Origin of the sequence: Vibrio sp. M260121 (genome assembly GCF_036533715.1) — a bacterium.
In the GTDB taxonomy this organism is placed as follows: domain Bacteria; phylum Pseudomonadota; class Gammaproteobacteria; order Enterobacterales; family Vibrionaceae; genus Vibrio.
Genome location: NZ_JATABF010000048.1, coordinates 18,754 through 38,239 on the forward strand (window position 1 = coordinate 18,754; position 19,486 = coordinate 38,239).

At 44.5% G+C, this 19,486-nt stretch carries 18 protein-coding genes, 1 riboswitch and 1 other annotated feature; of the genes, 7 read left to right on the plus strand and 11 right to left on the minus strand.

The window, feature by feature from the left end; translation table 11 throughout:
- The first annotated feature begins 87 nt into the window (after positions 1 to 87).
- Both QTO06_RS21165 and QTO06_RS21170 read left to right on the plus strand, forming a co-directional pair.
- The gene (locus tag QTO06_RS21165; protein ID WP_331409695.1) at positions 88 to 1,302 is read left to right on the plus strand and encodes an EAL and HDOD domain-containing protein; all 1,215 of its coding nucleotides are present in this window, start codon (positions 88 to 90) and stop codon (positions 1,300 to 1,302) included.
- Positions 1,303 to 1,389: 87 nt separating this feature from the next.
- Positions 1,390 to 1,905: a YchJ family protein gene (locus QTO06_RS21170; protein ID WP_331409696.1), complete on the plus strand. Its 516-nt coding sequence runs from the start codon at positions 1,390 to 1,392 to the stop codon at positions 1,903 to 1,905.
- Positions 1,906 to 2,129: 224 nt separating this feature from the next.
- On the opposite strand, the gene hisIE is transcribed toward QTO06_RS21170, so the two are convergent.
- From hisIE to hisG, 8 genes are all read right to left on the minus strand, one after another.
- Positions 2,130 to 2,765 (minus strand): bifunctional phosphoribosyl-AMP cyclohydrolase/phosphoribosyl-ATP diphosphatase HisIE, encoded by a 636-nt coding sequence (hisIE, locus tag QTO06_RS21175; RefSeq protein WP_005450749.1) that lies wholly within the window; start codon positions 2,763 to 2,765, stop codon positions 2,130 to 2,132.
- Positions 2,762 to 3,535: an imidazole glycerol phosphate synthase subunit HisF gene (gene hisF, locus QTO06_RS21180; RefSeq protein WP_004749837.1), complete on the minus strand. Its 774-nt coding sequence runs from the start codon at positions 3,533 to 3,535 to the stop codon at positions 2,762 to 2,764. Before hisF ends, hisIE begins: the two co-directional genes overlap by 4 nt.
- The gene (gene hisA / locus QTO06_RS21185) at positions 3,517 to 4,254 is read right to left on the minus strand and encodes a 1-(5-phosphoribosyl)-5-[(5-phosphoribosylamino)methylideneamino]imidazole-4-carboxamide isomerase (RefSeq protein ID WP_005390889.1); all 738 of its coding nucleotides are present in this window, start codon (positions 4,252 to 4,254) and stop codon (positions 3,517 to 3,519) included. The genes hisF and hisA overlap by 19 nt, the downstream gene beginning before the upstream one ends.
- 12 nt (positions 4,255 to 4,266) lie before the next feature.
- Entirely contained in the window at positions 4,267 to 4,881 is a 615-nt protein-coding gene (hisH, locus tag QTO06_RS21190) for an imidazole glycerol phosphate synthase subunit HisH (protein ID WP_005389830.1), read from the minus strand.
- A 26-nt stretch (positions 4,882 to 4,907) separates the two neighbouring features.
- A complete protein-coding gene (gene hisB, locus QTO06_RS21195) occupies positions 4,908 to 5,981 on the minus strand; it encodes a bifunctional histidinol-phosphatase/imidazoleglycerol-phosphate dehydratase HisB (protein ID WP_005389832.1) in 1,074 nt (357 codons plus the stop codon).
- 71 nt (positions 5,982 to 6,052) lie between these two features.
- Positions 6,053 to 7,093, minus strand: a complete 1,041-nt coding sequence (gene hisC / locus QTO06_RS21200) for a histidinol-phosphate transaminase (RefSeq protein WP_005450761.1) — start codon at positions 7,091 to 7,093, stop codon at positions 6,053 to 6,055.
- Positions 7,094 to 7,105: 12 nt separating this feature from the next.
- Positions 7,106 to 8,416, minus strand: coding sequence for a histidinol dehydrogenase (gene hisD / locus QTO06_RS21205; protein WP_331409698.1), 1,311 nt, complete (start codon positions 8,414 to 8,416; stop codon positions 7,106 to 7,108).
- Between the two features lie 5 nt (positions 8,417 to 8,421).
- Positions 8,422 to 9,318: an ATP phosphoribosyltransferase gene (gene hisG, locus QTO06_RS21210; protein ID WP_005427525.1), complete on the minus strand. Its 897-nt coding sequence runs from the start codon at positions 9,316 to 9,318 to the stop codon at positions 8,422 to 8,424.
- A gap of 53 nt (positions 9,319 to 9,371) precedes the next feature.
- Positions 9,372 to 9,510, minus strand: a sequence feature (His leader region).
- A gap of 362 nt (positions 9,511 to 9,872) precedes the next feature.
- On the opposite strand from hisG, the gene txr reads away from it, so the two are divergent.
- A complete protein-coding gene (gene txr / locus QTO06_RS21215; RefSeq protein WP_331409700.1) occupies positions 9,873 to 10,829 on the plus strand; it encodes a putative sigma-54-dependent transcription factor Txr in 957 nt (318 codons plus the stop codon).
- Positions 10,830 to 11,120: 291 nt separating this feature from the next.
- On the opposite strand, the gene tet(35) is transcribed toward txr, so the two are convergent.
- Positions 11,121 to 12,722: a tetracycline efflux Na+/H+ antiporter family transporter Tet(35) gene (gene tet(35), locus QTO06_RS21220; RefSeq protein WP_331409702.1), complete on the minus strand. Its 1,602-nt coding sequence runs from the start codon at positions 12,720 to 12,722 to the stop codon at positions 11,121 to 11,123.
- A 109-nt stretch (positions 12,723 to 12,831) separates the two neighbouring features.
- Positions 12,832 to 13,012, minus strand: a riboswitch (Lysine riboswitch).
- A gap of 601 nt (positions 13,013 to 13,613) precedes the next feature.
- On the opposite strand from tet(35), the gene QTO06_RS21225 reads away from it, so the two are divergent.
- Positions 13,614 to 14,021 (plus strand): H-NS family histone-like protein, encoded by a 408-nt coding sequence (locus tag QTO06_RS21225; RefSeq protein WP_005437211.1) that lies wholly within the window; start codon positions 13,614 to 13,616, stop codon positions 14,019 to 14,021.
- A gap of 135 nt (positions 14,022 to 14,156) precedes the next feature.
- On the opposite strand, the gene QTO06_RS21230 is transcribed toward QTO06_RS21225, so the two are convergent.
- Together QTO06_RS21230 and QTO06_RS21235 are read right to left on the minus strand one after the other, a co-directional pair.
- A complete protein-coding gene (locus QTO06_RS21230) occupies positions 14,157 to 15,461 on the minus strand; it encodes an inosine/guanosine kinase (RefSeq protein ID WP_331409704.1) in 1,305 nt (434 codons plus the stop codon).
- Between the two features lie 116 nt (positions 15,462 to 15,577).
- Entirely contained in the window at positions 15,578 to 15,847 is a 270-nt protein-coding gene (locus tag QTO06_RS21235) for a hypothetical protein (protein WP_005437209.1), read from the minus strand.
- Positions 15,848 to 16,037: 190 nt separating this feature from the next.
- Between QTO06_RS21235 and mnmA the strand changes: the two genes are divergently transcribed.
- From mnmA to purB, 3 genes are all read left to right on the plus strand, one after another.
- Entirely contained in the window at positions 16,038 to 17,180 is a 1,143-nt protein-coding gene (mnmA, locus tag QTO06_RS21240; protein WP_005450776.1) for a tRNA 2-thiouridine(34) synthase MnmA, read from the plus strand.
- A gap of 10 nt (positions 17,181 to 17,190) precedes the next feature.
- Positions 17,191 to 17,808: a high frequency lysogenization protein HflD gene (hflD, locus tag QTO06_RS21245; protein WP_005437207.1), complete on the plus strand. Its 618-nt coding sequence runs from the start codon at positions 17,191 to 17,193 to the stop codon at positions 17,806 to 17,808.
- Between the two features lie 153 nt (positions 17,809 to 17,961).
- Complete coding sequence (gene purB / locus QTO06_RS21250; protein WP_005378198.1) at positions 17,962 to 19,332, plus strand: adenylosuccinate lyase; 1,371 nt, start codon at positions 17,962 to 17,964, stop codon at positions 19,330 to 19,332.
- Positions 19,333 to 19,486: the final 154 nt, after the last annotated feature.

Consider the following 19,486-nt stretch of genomic DNA (forward strand, 5'->3'; position numbering starts at 1 on the left):
GTGTTGAAGATTGACGCGCAAAGCATAGAAATTTTGAAAAAAATCGCTATTATCGTATTACTCAGTTAAACAGAACAAAGTACCGCATTGAAGTATTCATACGTAGCTCGCCAACCGATATTGGACAGAGAAAAGCGTACCATAGGGTATGAGCTTCTCTTCCGTGACGGTCCGAAAAATACCTTCCCAGAAGTAGAACCCGAGCTGGCTACTAGTCGACTTCTATCTGATCATTTCCTTACCACACACTACAGTACTCTGGGCGACAAGCTCGGCTTTGTTAATTTTCCTTACCAAAGCTTGGTTAACCTCGTTCCTACCCTGTTCCCTAACGAATCATTAGTTGTTGAGGTATTAGAAGATTGTGAGCCGACTGATGAACTGCTTCATGCGATAAAACAACTGCATGCATCTGGGTATCGCGTTGCGTTAGATGACTTTGTTCCAACTAAAGCTTGGAAGCGGTTTTTACCTTACGTCGCGATAATCAAATTCGACATTCGCTTAATACCGATCGAAAAAGCGGCCATTTACATTCAGTCGCTAGGGCATTTTGGCATCGATTTCTTAGCTGAGAAGGTCGAAACCTATGAAGAGTTTGAACAAGCGATGGACGCTGGTTTTGACTTCTTCCAAGGATACTTTTTCAGTAAGCCTGAAATGATTCAGAAGAAGCGCCTCAATCCCGCGTTTCTAACGGTAATTCAACTATGTAAAGAGATCGCAGATAAACCTATCGACTTTAATGAGGTCGAGCGTTTGTTCTCTATTGATGTCACTCTGTCATACAAGCTACTGACTTATGTAAACTCGGGTTACACGCTCACAACGAAGATCAAATCGTTCCGACAAGCATTAGTGTACCTTGGTGAAGACCGTTTAAGACGTTTCATTTCACTTGTCGCGATTGCTTCAGTGCATGAAGACAAGCCTGATTCTCTCTATTCATTAGCGATTCAACGTGCACGGATGTGTGAGATTCTGTTGAGTCAGATGCGCACCAAGTATGACCCTGGTCAGGCGTTTCTTACTGGAATGTTTTCACTGTTAGGCTCTCTCCTCGATCAACCTCTTGAAGATGTGATCAGTGATATTCCAGTCGATGAAGAAATCAAACATGCCTTAACCGGACATAAAGGCGTTTTGGGTTACCTTCTATCAATGATCATCGCATACGAAAAAGCGGATTGGGAAATGACAGAGAAATACTGTACCGCCCTAAAACTCACTGAGCCACAATTAGCCAAAGCGTTTAGCCAATCCACGGCTTGGGCTCAAGAACTGCTGTCTCAAACGCCCTAAACGACTATAATGCCCCAAAGAATACCTGCGACCTCACTCATGTGAGGTTGTTTGTTTTTACCGCTTAATTAATCGAGATTTCATTTTATGGCTTCTTCTTGCCCTTGCGGCTCTAACCGCACCTACCAACAGTGTTGTGAAATTGCCCACAATAACCATGCTGACGTCACCACTCCAGAGCAGTTAATGCGCTCTCGTTACAGTGCACATGTATTAGGTCTAGTGGATTACGTGGTGAACACGTACCACCCAAGCTGTAATGCGGAAGAGCAACGTGAAGGCATTGCCCAATCCATCGACAGCGATTGGTGCAAGCTTGAAGTAGTAAAAGCCGAAGCGAATAGCAACGAGAATGAAGGTTTTGTTGAATTCAACGCTTACTTTGATGAAGATGGCAAACGCTACTGCATGACCGAGCGTTCTCGCTTCGTGAAAGAAGATGGGCTTTGGTATTACATTGACGGCACATTTCCTGAAGAAGAGCCAGAAGATGAACCAGTACAAGATCCACGCTTAAACCAGCCAGTGAGTAGCCTAAAAGTAGGTCGCAATGACCCGTGTATCTGTGGAAGTGGTAAGAAATTTAAGAAATGTTGTGGGTAATAGATAGGCTCTAGGTAAACAAAGGTTCCAGGTAAATATAGGTTCTAGGGGCTTAGAGCCTAAAGTCTCGAATTACGAATTTTCGACCGCTTGCCCCAGCCTATCATCAAGCATTTCCCTTTTCCGTAAGCGAAGCGTTCTAAATTCCATCGTTTTTCTAAGCCAATAGAGTGCGCGAGAGATCCCGCGCACTCTGTTTTAGGTTCAGAGTTTGGGGCTCTTCTTTATTTATGACGCTCTTTCAGTTTGTTCACTACGTCATTCATCGATAAGCCTTGGTCTTGAAGCAATACCAACAAGTGGTAAATCAAATCTGCTGATTCACACACTAACTCCGCCTTATCGCCCGACGTCGCCGCAAGCGCGACTTCAACGCCTTCTTCGCCCACTTTTTGCGAAATACGCTTGGTGCCACGGGCATAAAGACTGGCAGTATAAGAGGAATCTGGGTCGGCACTCTTGCGGGCAGCCAATAGCTGCTCAAGTTGATGAAGCCACACCATTTGTGACTCCTCTTGAGGGTCCACATCCCAGCAAGTTGTGTTACCCAAGTGACACGTAGGACCAATGGGATTCACTTTCACCAGTAACGTGTCGTTGTCACAATCGAGCTGAATGTTCACTAGTTGCAATACGTTGCCGGAGGTCTCACCTTTCGTCCAAAGACGTTGCTTGGTACGAGAGAAGAACGTCACTTGACCTGTTTCACCCGTTTTTGCCAACGCATCTTGGTTCATGTAACCCATCATCAGCACTTGGCTTGATTGGAAATCTTGTACGATGGCAGGTACCAGACCATCCACCTTTTCCCAGTTGATTCGCTCAGCTAGCGAACTTACTTCGGCGGCTTTCACACTCATAGTCGTACCTCAATGCCTTGTTGTTTCAAATACTGCTTTAGTTCACCAATATTGATGACTTGCTTGTGGAATACCGATGCGGCAAGCGCGCCATCCACATTTGCTTTTTGGTAGGCTTCTGCGAAGTGCTCCATGGCACCTGCACCACCCGATGCAATCAATGGCACGTTACATACTTCACGCACCATATTAAGTTGTTCAATATCGTAGCCGTTACGCACGCCGTCTTGGTTCATCATGTTCAGAACGATTTCACCAGCGCCGCGTTTTTGTACTTCTTGCACCCAATCACGCGTTTCCCATTGGGTTGCTTTGGTGCGCTCTTCATCACCAGTAAACTGGTAAACCTGATACTTACCTGTCTCTTTGTCATAGTAAGAATCGATACCAACGACGATACATTGCACACCAAACTTATCAGCAAGGTCAGTAATCAACTGAGGGTTCGCCAGTGCAGGTGAGTTGATAGACACTTTGTCTGCACCAAACTCAAGAATGCGTGCTGCATCTTCTGCTGATTTAATACCACCAGCCACACAGAACGGGATATCGATCACTTCTGCAACGCGAGCGACCCAACTTTTATCGACGACACGACCATCACTTGAAGCAGTAATATCGTAGAACACAAGCTCGTCTGCGCCCTCTTCCGCATAACGCTGCGCCAGAGGAACGATATCGCCAATGATTTCATGGTTACGGAACTGAACGCCCTTTACCACTTGTCCATCACGAACATCAAGACATGGAATTATTCGCTTTGCCAACATGCAAACGCCTCCTCTGCTGTGAACTTACCATCTAACAGTGCACGACCAACAATCACACCAGCCACACCGCTGCCTTTTAGCGCTTCGATATCTGCTAATGAGCCAATGCCACCTGAAGATTGAAACTGCACTTGTGGGTACTGTTTGCATAGGTCAACGTAAAGCTCTACGTTTGAGCCTTCTAGCGTACCGTCACGAGAAATGTCCGTACAAAGCACGTGCTGCAAACCTACCGTTAGGTAATCGTTGATCAGAGCTTCGATAGTCACGCCTGAGTCTTCTTGCCAACCAGAGATCGCCACTTTACGCGTGCCGTCTTGATCGATGTTGATGTCTAGCGCGAGAACGATTTTCTCTGCGCCGTATTTTTCCATCCAACCTTTCACAAGCTCTGGCTGTTTTACTGCTGTAGAACCAACAACAACACGCTGAGCACCAGCTTCTAGCAGGTCAATCACGTCTTGCTCTGTACGTACGCCGCCACCGATTTGGATGTTCGCTGGCGTGCTTGCTAGTAGCTTTGCAATCAAATCAAGCTGGCGTGCTGTCGTGTCTTTCGCGCCAGTTAAATCCACCAAGTGCAGCCAGTTAGCACCCGCTTGGTGGTACAAGTTGAACTGCTCTGCTGGGTCGACTTTGTACTCAGTTACTTGGCCGTAATCACCTTGATAAAGGCGAACCACCTGTCCTTCAATTAAATCAAGAGCTGGAATAATCACACTAAATCCCTTTTATAATTCTAAGAAGTTTTGAATAAGCTTCGCGCCCGCTTTTGAAGAACGCTCAGGGTGGAATTGCACACCGTAGTAGTTACCGCTTTGTACTGCTGCTGTGAACGGGTTGCCGTACTCACATTCCGCAATCGTGTAATCCCCAACAGGCATTGCAAAGCTGTGCACGAAGTAGAAGTACTCACCTTCTTCAATACCTTTGAAAAGTGGATTACCTGCTTTTGCAGACACTGTATTCCAACCCATATGCGGCAGCGGCAAGTCTCCAGTTTGTAGTAGCTTCACTTCGCCATCACAAAGTCCAAGACACTCAACTAACTCGTCGGCTTTCTGGCCTTTCTCTTGAGACACTTTGCCCAACAGTTGCATGCCTAGACAGATACCTAACAGCGGCTTTTCTACCTGTTTTACCAAGCTGATAAGATCGCGTTCTTCTAGGTTCTTCATCGCTTCGCTGGCGGTTCCCACACCCGGTAGGAATAGCTTATCTGCCGACAATACGACTTGCGGATCTTTTGAAATAGTTACGTCATAGCCTAGGCGTTCAATAGCAAACTTCACCGAAGAGACGTTGGCACAGCCAGTATCGATAATGACAACTTTCTGTTCTGTCACTGTTTTTCTCCTTGCTAAGGTTAGCCTTAAAGTACGCCTTTACTACTTGGTAGCTCAGTGCCTTCTACTTTGATAGCTTGGCGCAAAGTACGACCAAACGCTTTAAACAAGCTTTCAATGATGTGGTGATCATTGTTGCCCGCTGAAGACAGGTGCAGCGTACACGCTAATGTGTCAGTCAGAGAGCGGAAGAAGTGAACTACCATCTCTGTTGAAAGATCACCCACTTGCTCACGACTGAATTGCGCGTCGAACTTAAGGTAAGGACGACCAGATAGGTCTAGTGCACATTGTGCCAAACACTCATCCATTGGAAGGCTAAAGCCAAAGCGACCAATACCACGCTTGTCACCCAGTGCTTCTTTCAACGCTTGACCCAACGCAAGAGCTGTATCTTCTACCGTGTGGTGATCATCAATATGTAGATCACCTTCTACTTTGCACACCATCTGGAATCCACCGTGCGTCGCAATTTGATCCAACATGTGGTCAAAGAAGCCAAGGCCTGTAGAAATGTCATTACCGCCTTGCTCATCCAGATTAACGAATACTTTGATGTCCGTTTCTTTTGTGGTGCGAACCACTTCAGCAACACGCGCCTTCACCGTGAGATCTTTGAGGATCTGTTTCCAGCCCATGGTTTCTGGGTTGTATTGAATGCCACGAATTGCCATGTTTTCGGCAAGTTGAAGATCGGTTTGACGGTCGCCAATCACAACAGAGTTTTGGAAATCCACTTTGCCACCTTGAAGGTACTCTTTTACCAAGCCCAATTTAGGCTTACGACAAGAGCAGTTATCTTCATCGAAGTGCGGACAAATCAGCACGTCATCAAACTTCACACCTTGAGATTCAAAGATCTCCATCATCATATTATGTGGAGCATCAAAGTCTGCTTGTGGGTAGCTATCGGTACCCAAACCATCTTGGTTCGTTACCATCACTAGGCGGTATCCTGCATCCTGCAACGACAACAGGCTTGGGATAACAAATGGCTCTAGTTTTAGTTTGTCTAAACGGTCTACTTGAAAATCAATCGGCGGCTCAACAATTAAGGTGCCATCACGGTCGATAAAAAGGATTTTTTGTTGTTTGCTCACTCGAACTTCCTTATTGCTATATCTTTTTGGCGCTCCCGCTATTGAGCGAGAGCGATAAATACTTTTTCTACTTATGAGTAGTAGTTTCTGATAAATCCGAGTGTTTTTTCGCACTCGTCGCGGTTACCCACACTGATACGTACACAGTTCTCGATTGGTGAGTTACGTAAAATAATGCCCGTATCCCAAGCGGCTTTGAAAAGATCATCACCATCTGGGAACTTCACCAATAGGTAATTCCCCCATCCTTCAAAGACTTCCAATCCCGGAATCATTGACAAACCAACTTGTAAGTAAGCTCGGTTTGCATTCAGGTCGAGAACTTGAAACTTCGCTCGCGCTAGACCTGCTTCAGACAGCGCTTGAGTAGCAATTTCTGCCACTGGAACCGGTACTGGATATGGTGCGATAACTTTAAGAAGTACATTAATCAACTCTTCGTTCGCAAGCGTAAATCCACAACGCAGACCAGCAAGCGCGAAAGCTTTCGACAGAGTACGCAGAATTGCTAGGTTCGGATATTGCGCCAGCAAATCTACCGTTGACGCTTCTGGACAAAAATCAATGTACGCTTCATCCATTACAACGATTGCTCGGTCTTTTGTCATTTCAAGCAGAGACACAATGTCTTCACGCTTAACCAAGTTACCTGTTGGGTTGTTTGGCGAACATACGAAAACCAGTTTCACGTTATCCAGATTGGCTTCGATGCCTGCAAGGTCTAGTTGCCAATCTGACGTCAGTGGTACGGTTTTGCGCTCAACACCGATGGTTTCGGCACTGATAGCGTACATACCGTAAGTCGGTGGACAGTAAAGAATCGCATCTTCACCCGGCTCACAGAAAGCACGAATCAGTAGCTCAATGCCTTCATCTGCACCGCGAGAAGTCAGCGTTTGTTCTGGTTTCACACCCGCATACGCCGCGTAAGCGGAAATCAGTTCTTTCGGTTGGCATTCGCTGTAACGATTAAGACGAGCAAAGTCTGTTTTGTATTCATTGTTAAATGGTGATTCGTTGGCATTTAGCCATACGTCACCAGTACCGCCAATTCGGCGAGCCGATAAATAAGGGGTAAGTTGTTGGACTTGTTTACGCGCTAGCTTTTCCATCTCATTGTCCTCTTACTTAGCGGCCAGTTTTTCTACACGGGTTAATTTTTCAGTACGAATTGTCACTGCACGTTTGTGTGCATCTAAGCCCTCTGCTTCAGCCATAGTGACCACTGTAGGGGCAAGGTTCTTTAGACCATCAGCAGATAGCTCTTGAATCGTCATACGCTTAGAGAAGTCCGCCAAGCCTAAGCTTGAATAAGTACGTGTGTAACCGTAAGTAGGAAGAACGTGGTTAGTACCCGATGCGTAGTCACCTGCTGATTCAGGCGACCAGTCACCTAGGAAAATAGAACCTGCATTGTCTAATAGAGGCAGAAGCTCGCGTGGGTTCTTAGTCTGAACAATTAAGTGCTCAGGACCGTAGTAATTTGAGATTGAAACCGATTGAGTCAGAGACTCAGCAATAATAATCAAACTTGAAGCTAATGCTTGCTCGGCAATGTCCGCACGAGACAGTTCTTTAAGTTGGCGTTGAACCGCATCCGTCACTTGATCCGCAATCACAGGTGAAGGTGTCACAAGTACCACTTGAGAGTCAGGGCCGTGCTCCGCTTGGCTTAGAAGATCTGCAGCAATGAAGTCTGGGTCTGCGGTTTCATCGGCAATCACTAACACTTCTGATGGGCCTGCTGGCATATCAATCGCTGCGCCACGGAAATCATTACTTACCTGACGTTTTGCTTCTGTCACATAGGCGTTGCCCGGGCCAAAGATCTTATCAACTTTAGATACGGTTTCTGTACCGTAAGCCATTGCAGCGACGGCTTGACCACCGCCAACGTTGTACACTTCATCAATACCACACAGTTTTGCTACATAGAGGATTTCGTCAGCAATTGGCGGTGGAGAACAAAGCACCACTTTACGACAGCCTGCAATTTTTGCAGGAACCCCAAGCATCAAAACAGTCGATGGCAATGGCGCACTGCCACCGGGAATGTACAAACCCACTTTTTGAATTGGGCGCGTTACCTGCTCACAAAGTACACCCGGTTGAGTTTCTACTTTGATTGGCTGTGGCTTTTGTGCTTTGTGAAACTTAATGATGTTTTCATACGCTTGCTCTAATGCGCTTTTCATCTTTTCAGAAAGACGCGCTGACGCTTCATCGATTTCTTGAGCGGAAACACGAATGGATTCCGGTTTCACACGGTCAAACTTCTCAGTCAGATCCAATAATGCAGCATCACCTTCTTTGCGAACTTTTGCGATTACTTCAGAAACCGCGGCAGTGATATTCGCACCTTCTGTAATTGCAGGACGTTCTAGGATTGAGTCTTGCTGCGTTTCACTTAGCGATTGCCATACGACTGTTCTCATTGCGATTACTCCATCATTTTTTCAATTGGTAGTACTAGAATTGAGCTCGCACCCAGTTCTTTTAGCTGTTCCATGGTTTCCCAGAACAGGTTTTCAGTACTTACCAAATGAACCGCAACTTTTTGCTTGTCAGCAGACAGAGGTAATACCGTTGGGTCCTCTGCACCAGGAAGCAGTGCTTTGATTTGGTCTAGCTTCTCAGCTGGTGCATGTAGCATGATGTACTTAGACTCTTTCGCTTGCTGTACACCTTGCATACGAGTCAAGAGCTTTTCGATTAGCGCCACTTTGTCTGCGTCAAACTCACCAGTGCGTTGAATCAGTGTCGCTTTTGATTTGAAGATAATTTCAGCTTCTTTAAGACCGTTAGCCTCCAGCGTTGCACCAGTAGAAACCAAGTCAGCGATGGCATCAGCAAGGCCCGCGCGAGGGGCAACTTCTACAGAGCCTGTCAGCATACATGTTGAGAAAGGAACGCCCGCTTCATCCATGTAAGCTTTTAGCAGTTGTGGGTATGTCGTAGCGATACGTTTGCCAGCGAGGTCTTGAGGGCCGTTGTACTCTTCGTCTTTGTCGATTGCGATAGATAAACGGCAGCCACCGAAATCAAGACGACGAAGTTGAACAAATTCATACGGTTCACCCAACGCTTTACGATCTAGACGAACTTCTTCCAGTTCATTTTCACCGATAAAGCCAAGGTCTACTACGCCATCCATAATCAAACCAGGGATGTCGTCATCACGAACCAAAAGCAAATCAATTGGCATGTTCTCTGAGTGAACCACTAGACGCTCACCCATTACGTTGAATTTCACGCCACACTTTTTCAGTAGAGCTTGGCTCTCTTTGCTTAGGCGGCCTTTTTTCTGAATTGCGATTCTTAAGCGTTGTGTTTGCATTACATTATCCCTGTGCAAATTCGGTAATTTGAATATTTTTATAAACCAGTAAAACTAAAAAACCCTCGAGAGATGTTGGTCTCCCGAGGGTTTAAAATCTGTTTCCACTTTGATTTTCACCTCCGGGAGTTTCCTATCTCCCGGGCATGCGTACATCTCCCGAAAGACTAGGCTGGGTGATGATGGTGATGAATGTTCATTGCAAAATTACGCATACTTATTTAAGGCTCGATTGTGTTACTTCGTTAAAGACCACACTAACCAAGGATTAATTTTTTTTCAACAACGAATTTGCACTTTTCCTAATATTTTTATTATCCAATTGATTTTGTTAACTTTAATTTTCATTTCAATCATCAAAAATGCATCACGCAAACTCATTTATGCCATCAATTTGTTATAAAAAAACGGCGTAGTACTAAATCTTCTAAAAACAACCGTTTAAAATCCTTCAAACTCCATTACTGAGACCTTTCTCAATAGTGGCACATGTTGCTCAATTTTGAGACTACGTTCGTTACTAAACTTTGTGTGGGGCATAAAAGAGAAGAAAAATGAAAGTGCAAAAATGCAAAGCTACGTTACACAGACGTTCTTTGGATGCAGATCCATTACTTCCTCTTATTGGTAATAGCACTTGCATCAGTGAACTACGTAACAAACTCAAAAAATACGCGCAATGTGATGCGGAAGTACTCATCCAAGGCGAAACCGGGGTGGGCAAAGGTATGTGTGCTCGAATCATTCACGAACTTTCAAGTAGACATACATACCCATTTGTTGAAGTTAACTGCGGAGCGATTCCAAGCGGACTCATCGCATCAGAGCTCTTCGGTCATGAGAAAGGAGCATTTACGGGTGCGATTTCGGATCGAATTGGCTTCATTCAAAAAGCGAACAAAGGGACACTATTTCTCGATGAAATCGGCGACATGCCACCTGATCTACAAATTCATTTGCTGCATTTTTTGGAGAGTAAGCAAATCCATAAAGTTGGTGCAGACAAAATCATTGATGTGGATTGCCGCGTCATCGCAGCCAGCCATGTAGATTTAAAAAGTGAAGTAATACAAGGAGGATTCCGAGAGGATTTATTTTACCGACTGAACATACTACCACTCACTATCCCCCCACTTCGAAAGCGTGGTGAGGATACGGTCATGTTGTCAGAGCGTTTTTTAGAAGATTTATCCAACGGAAAAGTTCAGAGTATGTCTCCGGAAGTGAAGAAAAAGCTACTGAAACATAAATGGCCCGGCAACGTGAGAGAGCTGCGCAATGTCATTCAAAGAGCGATTGTAATGTGTGAGGATAACACTCTTCACATCGCCGATCTCGGCTTGGACAATAACGAAAGACAGCTCCTTCCTTCTGTCGAACAAATTGACTTAGATTATTTGTTAAAAGCAATCGAAGACAATAAACACAACATGAGTGCGGCTGCGAGGCATTTAGGGATTTCTAGGACCACACTCTACCGCCTAATCAAGAAATATAACCTGCCCATCTAACAAGCCCACATAGCGTTAAATTTCGCTAGAACTGTAACGTAACACTGTGTAACAGGTGAACTGTTAATTATCATAAAGTTAGCTCATCGCGTTAAAAGCTTAAATAAAAGTTCCTTATAATTCATAAAGTTAAAATAGGCACACCATTTGCTTATATTCCTTTGCTTACATTAGTGTGGACTTAATAGGTTATCCCCAAAACGCGATTTGCCCCCCTCACCATAAATCGCGTATAAAAAAGCTCCGCTAGCAATAGCGGAGCTTCCTCTTTTATACGCTTAATAAAGCCAACTACGCGTTCTGACAGGATGCCATTTTAGACTTCGATAGCCACGACAGAATCGCACAAACGATAACGAAAGTGATCGATGCAGCGATGAAAGAGAACGCGATCGATGCAGTCATACCCAGCGTGATAAAGCCAATACATGACACAAACGCCACTGATAATGCATAAGGTAGCTGCGTCGATACGTGATCGATGTGGTTACAGCGTGCACCTGTTGACGACAGAATAGTTGTATCTGAAATTGGTGAACAATGGTCACCAAATACTGCACCAGCTAGAACCGCACTTAGCATTGGTAGCATTAGTGCCACGTCTGTTGCGCCAGCCATGTCACCCGCGATTGGAAGCATGATACCGAACGTACCCCATGACGTACCTGTAGAGAATGCCATTAGGCCAGACAGCAAGAACAGGATAACTGGTAGCCAGTGTGGGTTGATGTTGCCTTGCGCCATTGTAGATAGGTAAGAACCCGTCTTCATGTCACCGATAACTGAACCAATAGTCCAAGCGAAAACAAGGATAAGGATTGCACCAAACATTGACTTAGCACCAATCCAAAGCGTGCGTGCAATCTCAACCATTGGTAAACCTTGCTTAATAACAGTGAACAACGCAACTACTAGACCAAGTAAACTACCGTAGATTAGAGAAGTGCCAACATCAGTGTTTTCAAACGCACCCAACAGCGCAAATTCTTTACCATCTGCTGCTAGCGCTTGACCACCGGTGTAAAGCATAGAAGCAATAGTCGCCACAATAAGCGTTACGATAGGAAGAATTAGGTCAGAAACCTTACCCTTCTCGCTTTCACGAATATCTAGCTCTTCGTTTAGGTCGTGTGCTTCTTGTGAGTCGTTCTCTTTATCTTTATCAAAACCACGGCCTTGAGACGCTGCGATTTCATGTTCACGCATCTTACCGATATCCAGACCAAACCACGCTACTGCAAATACCATTAGTAGAGCAAATACTGCGTAGAAGTTCATAGGAATAAGACGAACGTAAGCACCAAGCGCCGAGTATTCAGTGATGCCGTGTGACACCAAGATACCACCGATGATGGTAATGATGTACGCCCCCCAACTAGAAGCTGGCATGATCACACACATTGGTGCAGCGGTTGAGTCAAGGATGTACGCGAGCTTAGCGCGAGAGACGTAGAAACGGTCAGTCACTGGGCGAGAGATCGCGCCAACGGCAAGACTATTAAAGTAATCGTCGACAAAAATGAATACGCCAAGGAAGGCTGCAAGAAGTTTAGAGCCGCGTTTACTTTTTACTCGTGTTTGCGCCCATTCAGCGAAAGCGCGAGTACCACCAGAAAGTGTTAACAGTGCTGTTGTCATACCTAAAAGGATTAGGAAGCCAACAATGCTCATGTTCCAAGTATTAATACCACCGTCTTCAATAAAGACAGAAGAAACTTGAGAGCTAACATAACCTACCGTGTTACCGATAGACCAATCGTTAAGTAGCACCGCACCCAGTACGATACCAACACCAAGAGAAACTAAAACACGTCGAGTTAGAATCGCCAGCGTCAGTGCGACAATAGGCGGTAATAACGAAACAGGAGAATGTGCAAAATCTATTAAATTCATGATCTTCAAAAACCAAAGTTTGGCTAGAGATCTACTGCAGACAAGTCACGTAGCATACGGTACGAGCTCATGTTGAACTTAGCGACAGGGAAGCGAACACTCCACCCAACCCTACAGTAGCGCTCCATAGTTTAATGTAAATATACTATGGCAGTGTTGTTCCTTTCAGAGACAACCCCAGCAAGTGGCTTCGATAGGCCACCTACTTCGGCAATCCTCGCCTTCCACTATTATTCATTGGCATCACCCCAATAATAGCTACTCTTCGAGACTGCACCTCTACGGCAACAACAAACATTTAACTGTTAATCGTACAAATTAACAACAATTTATCTGCAACATTGCATCAGGTGACAGCCATTGTACTCATGAGGCCTACCAATGCAACACATCAAACTAAATTAAATGAATAAATAATCGAGCTTTTGATTTATAAATGAAATGTGATCCAATCATACATTGTGCAACTGCAATTGCTTCAACCTTGATGTTTATGAAACTTTATTACTACTATTAAATTCGCCATAGTTTTACGTGCAACAATAAATGAAAGAAATATGACGATACGAACATTCGATAGCTCGTCCTTTTCTGTCAGAAAAATGGAAATTTAATTCAAGCGATAAATAAACATGATGGTGATCGAGAAAAAGACAGTATCTATAAAGTAAAAAGTGTTAGAAATGGCTAATTAGATTTCAATTTGATTAATTAATATTGTTGATTACCGAAAAAACTAAAGAAATTTAATCTAAATCATGAATTAGCATTTGCACATATGAGAAAGATAAAGTTAAATATAAGGACTCTATGTTTAAATTCTATTTTCGCATTTAATTTATCGTCTCGATAAGCAATGTCGAACCTTTTAACTTATTAATAGGAATCGTTATGTCAGAGCTGACTAAAACACTTCTAAATATCCGTAGCCTTCGTGCATTTTCTCGTGAGCTGACTCTAGAACAGTTAGAAGAAGCTCTAGATAAACTAACTATCGTTGTTGAAGAGCGTAAAGAAGCAGAAGAAGCAGACCGCGCAGCACAAGCTGAGCAAGAAGCAAAACTAGCTGCTATCGCTGAGCAAATAGCTCAAGACGGTATCGACGTTGAAGCACTAATTAGCGCACTTGCTGGTGAAACAAAAACTAAAGCAAAATCTAAACGCGCTCCTCGCCCTGCTAAATACAAATACACTGACGTTAGCGGCGAAGAAAAAACTTGGACAGGTCAAGGCCGTACACCTTCTGCAATCCAAGAGCAACTTGATGCAGGTAAATCTCTAGACGATTTCCTAATCTAATAAAAGATTTATGAATTTTAAAAAGGTTCCCAATGGGAACCTTTTTATTTATCTATAAATAGATACAAAAATGGCGCATTCGAAATGCGCCATTTTTTCACTTATGTGCTAAGTTGGGTAATTCAACAGAATGAATTAACGTTCCCAGTATGCCTCTTCCAAGCTATCTTCACGCTCAGGAAGACCACGTGAAAGACGTGGAGAATGCTGCACTAACACTTCGTAACTTGCTCGGTTCGCGTATTTACAAACTTGAGAGAATGAAGAATAAGTTAAATACTCATTACTGTGCTTACTTGAGTTAGGCACATTTTCTTTGTGGTATTTATTTGCTGCCATATCGTGAAGAACCGCAGACAATGCCGCATCGCCTGCGCCATTGGTGTTCTTAATTTTTTCAGGGCCACCCATGTATGGAGAGATATGTGAATATACTTTAATTGCATTTTCACATGAGTCTTTCTTAGCAGGACGGCTAAATTCGAAACGGTTAAATTCAGCAATAGAACCAGGAAGCAGTGGCAATGAAGTTTCACGCTTAGCGCTTTCTTCAGTGTAACCCGCCATAAACAGGCCTACAGGACCAGCAGTACAAAGAACCAGATCAGCCCACTCAAGCGTCTTATCTGAAGCAGCTAAAGGATCAGACTCACCCGTTAATGCTTCTGCTTCGTCTTCGTTCATTGCAACAACAGAAACATTATCGCGAATGAATTCTTGCCAGAATGTTGGGTCATCTTGAATAACGAATTTAGTACCTAGCGTTAATACCACTGGTACATCATGCTTTTTCGCGTATTCAATAGCACGCATCGTTGCTTCCGGCATTGGGTCGCCTTCTTTACAACGAACAAGGTATGCAGTAAGAACTAGAGCAGATGCGCTCTTGAAGATCTTCTCAGGGATATTGTCTGGATGAAGTTGGTTCATTTGACCTTCGCTGATTGCGAAAGTACGTTCACCATCTTCGGTAATAAGAGCAAAACAACGACCGATTGCACCATCAACACCTTGTAGGTAGTTCAGGTCCATACGGCTAGATGTGTTACATAGGTAGCGGTAACCGTAGCTGCCGATTTTGATATCTTGGCTCATTACGCCCAGAAGTGTTGAGCGGTCATCTGCCAACACTGAGTAGTTGTGCAGCGTGTTACCAATTGTGCCACCAGCATACTCATTGGTAATTAAGCATTCTTCTTTTAGCTGTTGGTATAGCGCTTCTGCAGTTGCGTCATCAATTACCAACGAGTGTCCTTTACTCAAACCGTACTTTTCAATCACATCCGTTGTCACTTTCGCTTCAATATCAACCAGCGTTTGATCAATGCCGATGATGTGTGTGCGCGTCATCTTTTTGCTTTCTTGTGCTTGGCTCACCAATGGGTCACGAGCATGAACAGGAAAATAGTGCTTGGATTTGCGTTGTCCAGGAAATTTCATATTGTTAGTCAGAGTAAGGGATGAAAAGGAGAACGGATTCTATACCGCCGTTATTAAAGCAGCAATAAAGGCAATTATAGCAAACGTTTGCAGTCTGCTTTTTTCTTTCAATCGGCCTATTCGCCTTCCATGAAACCCAAATCTGGTAATTGATCAAGGTGCTCACTGTAGCGTTTAAGGTTGAATTCACCTTCGTTTTTCATCACGTCGAAAATCTCAATCGACATTGCACATGCCATCATCGCAACCGCATCTTCACGCGGTGTACCTGTCATCATTAAACGCATCAGGGTTTCTTTTACTTTGAGCGGATTGCCATCTTCTAGCTGATTTTCAACAATTTCAATCAACTCACTTTCTTGCATAAATTGGTTTTCTTCAGTCATTTACTTTTTCCTCTTGGATTTTTGCCAACTATGCCATATATAACCCTTCTATACTTATCGAATTTAACCCTCACCTTCGCATTTGGATAAATTTAAGCCAAAATCGAAGTGTGATTTCGATCTCGGATCTGTCACCGGTCAGTGGATTCTGGTAGAATCTACGTCCCGTTAATTTTAGTGGTGTTTAGTAATGTCTGATAACAGCCAAAAGAAAGTCATCGTCGGCATGTCCGGCGGCGTTGATTCATCTGTTTCTGCGTATCTTCTCAAGCAACAAGGCTATCAAGTAGAAGGCCTGTTCATGAAGAACTGGGAAGAAGATGACAACGAAGAATATTGTACAGCAGCAGAAGATCTTGCTGATGCTCAGGCAGTATGTGACAAGCTAGGCATTCACCTACACACCATCAACTTTGCTGCTGAGTACTGGGATAATGTATTTGAGTACTTCCTTGCTGAATACAAAGCAGGCCGTACACCAAACCCAGACATTCTTTGTAACAAAGAAATCAAGTTCAAAGCATTCCTAGAATTCGCTGATGAAGTACTTGATGCTGACTACATTGCAATGGGTCACTACGTGCGTCGCTCTTTCCCAGAAGACGCTTTACCTGGTGAAGAACAGGAAAAACCACAAATGTTACGTGGTCTAGATGGCAACAAAGACCAGAGCTACTTCCTATACACATTAAGCCACGAGCAAATCGCACGTAGCCTATTCCCTGTTGGTGATCTAGAGAAGCCAGAAGTACGCCGCATTGCGGAAGAGCAAGATCTAATCACAGCGAAGAAGAAAGACTCTACGGGTATTTGTTTCATCGGTGAACGCAAGTTTACAGAATTCCTAGGTCGCTACCTTCCAGCTCAACCAGGCAACATCGAAACGCCTGAAGGCGAAGTGATTGGTCAACATCAAGGCCTGATGTACCACACACTTGGTCAGCGTAAAGGTCTGCACATCGGTGGCCGTAAAGGCGGCGGTGGTAACGAAGACCCATGGTTCGTTGGTGAGAAAGACCTAGAACGTAACGTTTTGATTGCCGTTCAAGGTAAAGACCATCCAATGTTGAAATCAGAAGGTCTACTTGCGTCACAACTTCACTGGGTAGATCGTGAGCCAATTCGCGATGTTATGAAGTGCACAGTGAAAACTCGTTACCGTCAGGAAGATATTCCTTGTACAATCATCCCTATCGATGATGAAAACATTAAAGTGATCTTTGACGAGCCACAAATTGCTGTAACTCCAGGTCAATCAGCTGTGTTCTACAAAGATGACGTGTGCCTAGGTGGCGGCATCATCGAGCAACGCATTAAATATTCTCAAGCTTAGGAGTCGTTACGTGGCGAATACACTTTATGACCGTACTATCGCTTTTGCAGGTATCTGCCAAGCTGTTGCCTTAGTTCAACAGGTAGCGAGAAACGGACATTGTGATCAAGATGCCTTTGAAACGTCAATTAACGCCATTTTGAATACTAGCCCAGCGAACACCATTGGTGTTTTCGGCCGCGAAGCCGACCTTAAGCTGGGTCTTGAATGCTTGGTGAAAGGGATTGATAGCACCCCATCGGGAAGTGAAGTCACTCGCTACATCATCAGCCTAATGGCATTAGAGCGCAAGCTATCGGGTCGTAACGATGCAATGTCACAACTTGGTGATCGCATCCAAATGGCTCAGCGTCAAACGGAACATTTTGAATTGCTAGATGATCAAATGATCAGCAACCTAGCAAGCATTTACTTGGATGTAGTCAGCCCTATTGGTCCTCGTATTCAAGTAACTGGTACTCCATCGGTACTGCAACAAACCTCTAACCAGCACAAAGTTCGTGCTCTGTTGTTATCGGGTATTCGTAGTGCAGTACTTTGGCGTCAAGTTGGCGGTAAACGTCGCCACCTAATCTTCGGACGCAAAAAGATGGTAGAGCAAGCGCAAATCCTTCTTGCTCGAATGTAATAAGGTATCTAGTAAGCAGCTCGCGTTTATCGCGAGCTCATTTTTTTAGACCAAAACAAATCTCGCGCAAACGTTTGCGCAATATTCGTGACAATTGCCACAGTTATTGGTATAAAGCTCACGAAATTTAGAAACCCAATTCAGGAGAACATCATGGAACTGTCAGCATTGACTGCTGTTTCACCAGTAGACGGCCGTTACGGAAGCAAGACAATTGCGTTACGCGAAATTTTCAGTGAATACGGTCTACTAAAGTACCGTACTATCGTTGAAATCCGCTGGCTACAAAAGCTTGCTGCTACTGCTGAAATTGCAGAAGTGCCAGCGTTTAGCGCAGAAGCAAACCAATTCCTAGACGACCTTGCTGCAAACTTCTCTGAAGAAGATGCACGCCGAATCAAAGAGATCGAGCGTACAACTAACCACGACGTTAAAGCGGTTGAGTACTTCCTAAAAGAGAAAGTAGCAGACGTTCCTGAACTGCACGCAGTAAACGAGTTCTTCCACTTCGCATGTACTTCTGAAGACATCAACAACACATCACACGCTCTAATGCTTAAAGAAGCGCGTGAGAACGTGATTCTTCCAGAAATCCGTAACCTAATCGACGCTATCAAAGCGCTAGCAGTGGAATACCGCGACATTCCTCTTCTATCTCGTACACACGGTCAGCCTGCTTCTCCATCTACTATGGGTAAAGAAATGGCAAACGTGGCGTACCGTATGGAGCGTCAATTCAAGCAAATCGAAAACGTTGAGATCCTAGCGAAAATCAACGGTGCAGTAGGTAACTACAACGCACATCTTTCTGCTTACCCAGAGCTAGATTGGCACAAATTCTCTGAAGAGTTCATCACTGAGTCTCTAGGCGTAACTTGGAACCCTTACACAACTCAAATCGAACCGCACGATTACATCGCTGAGCTGTTCGACGCTATCGCTCGTTTCAACACTATCCTGATTGACTTCGACCGTGACGTTTGGGGTTACATTGCACTAGGTCACTTCAAGCAAAAAACGATTGCCGGTGAGATTGGCTCTTCAACAATGCCTCACAAAGTTAACCCAATCGACTTTGAAAACTCAGAAGGTAACCTAGGTCTTGCGAACGCTGTATTCGGCCACCTAGCACAGAAACTGCCTATCTCTCGTTGGCAGCGTGACCTAACTGACTCAACCGTTCTACGTAACCTTGGTGTTGGTGTTGGCTACGCAATCATCGCTTACACTTCTACCCTTAAGGGCATCAGCAAGCTAGAAGTAAACCGTGAAGCGCTTCTTGCTGAACTAGATAAGAACTGGGAAGTACTAGCAGAGCCAGTACAAACAGTAATGCGTCGTTACGGCATCGAGAAGCCATACGAGAAGCTAAAAGAGCTAACTCGTGGTAAGCGTGTAGACGGCGAAGCAATGCGTAACTTCATCGACGGTCTTGAGCTTCCTGAGCACGAGAAAGCACGTCTGAAAGAGATGACGCCAGCGAACTACATCGGTCAAGCAATCGAGCTGACAGATAAGCTGTAAGAGAATCGAGAATCGAGAATCGAGAATCGAGAATCGAGAATCGAGAATGGAATGACCCCTTAAAAGTAGACACAGGGGGTTAATTCATTAGCTCAAAGTCTATGGGGCTCACTCCACCTAGAGTCCCATGTCTTCTTACCGGATTGTAATATGT

Bases quoted from the DNA above. Each gene is read 5' to 3' on its own strand.
- QTO06_RS21170 (WP_331409696.1), top strand. From the start codon at position 1,390: ATGGCTTCTTCTTGCCCTTGCGGCTCTAACCGCACCTACCAACAGTGT.
- hisIE (WP_005450749.1), bottom strand. From the start codon at position 2,765: ATGAGTGTGAAAGCCGCCGAAGTAAGTTCGCTAGCTGAGCGAATCAAC.
- hisF (WP_004749837.1), bottom strand. From the start codon at position 3,535: ATGTTGGCAAAGCGAATAATTCCATGTCTTGATGTTCGTGATGGACAA.
- hisC (WP_005450761.1), bottom strand. From the start codon at position 7,093: ATGGAAAAGCTAGCGCGTAAACAAGTCCAACAACTTACCCCTTATTTA.
- hisD (WP_331409698.1), bottom strand. From the start codon at position 8,416: ATGAGAACAGTCGTATGGCAATCGCTAAGTGAAACGCAGCAAGACTCA.
- hisG (WP_005427525.1), bottom strand. From the start codon at position 9,318: ATGCAAACACAACGCTTAAGAATCGCAATTCAGAAAAAAGGCCGCCTA.
- txr (WP_331409700.1), top strand. From the start codon at position 9,873: ATGAAAGTGCAAAAATGCAAAGCTACGTTACACAGACGTTCTTTGGAT.
- QTO06_RS21225 (WP_005437211.1), top strand. From the start codon at position 13,614: ATGTCAGAGCTGACTAAAACACTTCTAAATATCCGTAGCCTTCGTGCA.
- QTO06_RS21230 (WP_331409704.1), bottom strand. From the start codon at position 15,461: ATGAAATTTCCTGGACAACGCAAATCCAAGCACTATTTTCCTGTTCAT.
- QTO06_RS21235 (WP_005437209.1), bottom strand. From the start codon at position 15,847: ATGACTGAAGAAAACCAATTTATGCAAGAAAGTGAGTTGATTGAAATT.
- mnmA (WP_005450776.1), top strand. From the start codon at position 16,038: ATGTCTGATAACAGCCAAAAGAAAGTCATCGTCGGCATGTCCGGCGGC.
- purB (WP_005378198.1), top strand. From the start codon at position 17,962: ATGGAACTGTCAGCATTGACTGCTGTTTCACCAGTAGACGGCCGTTAC.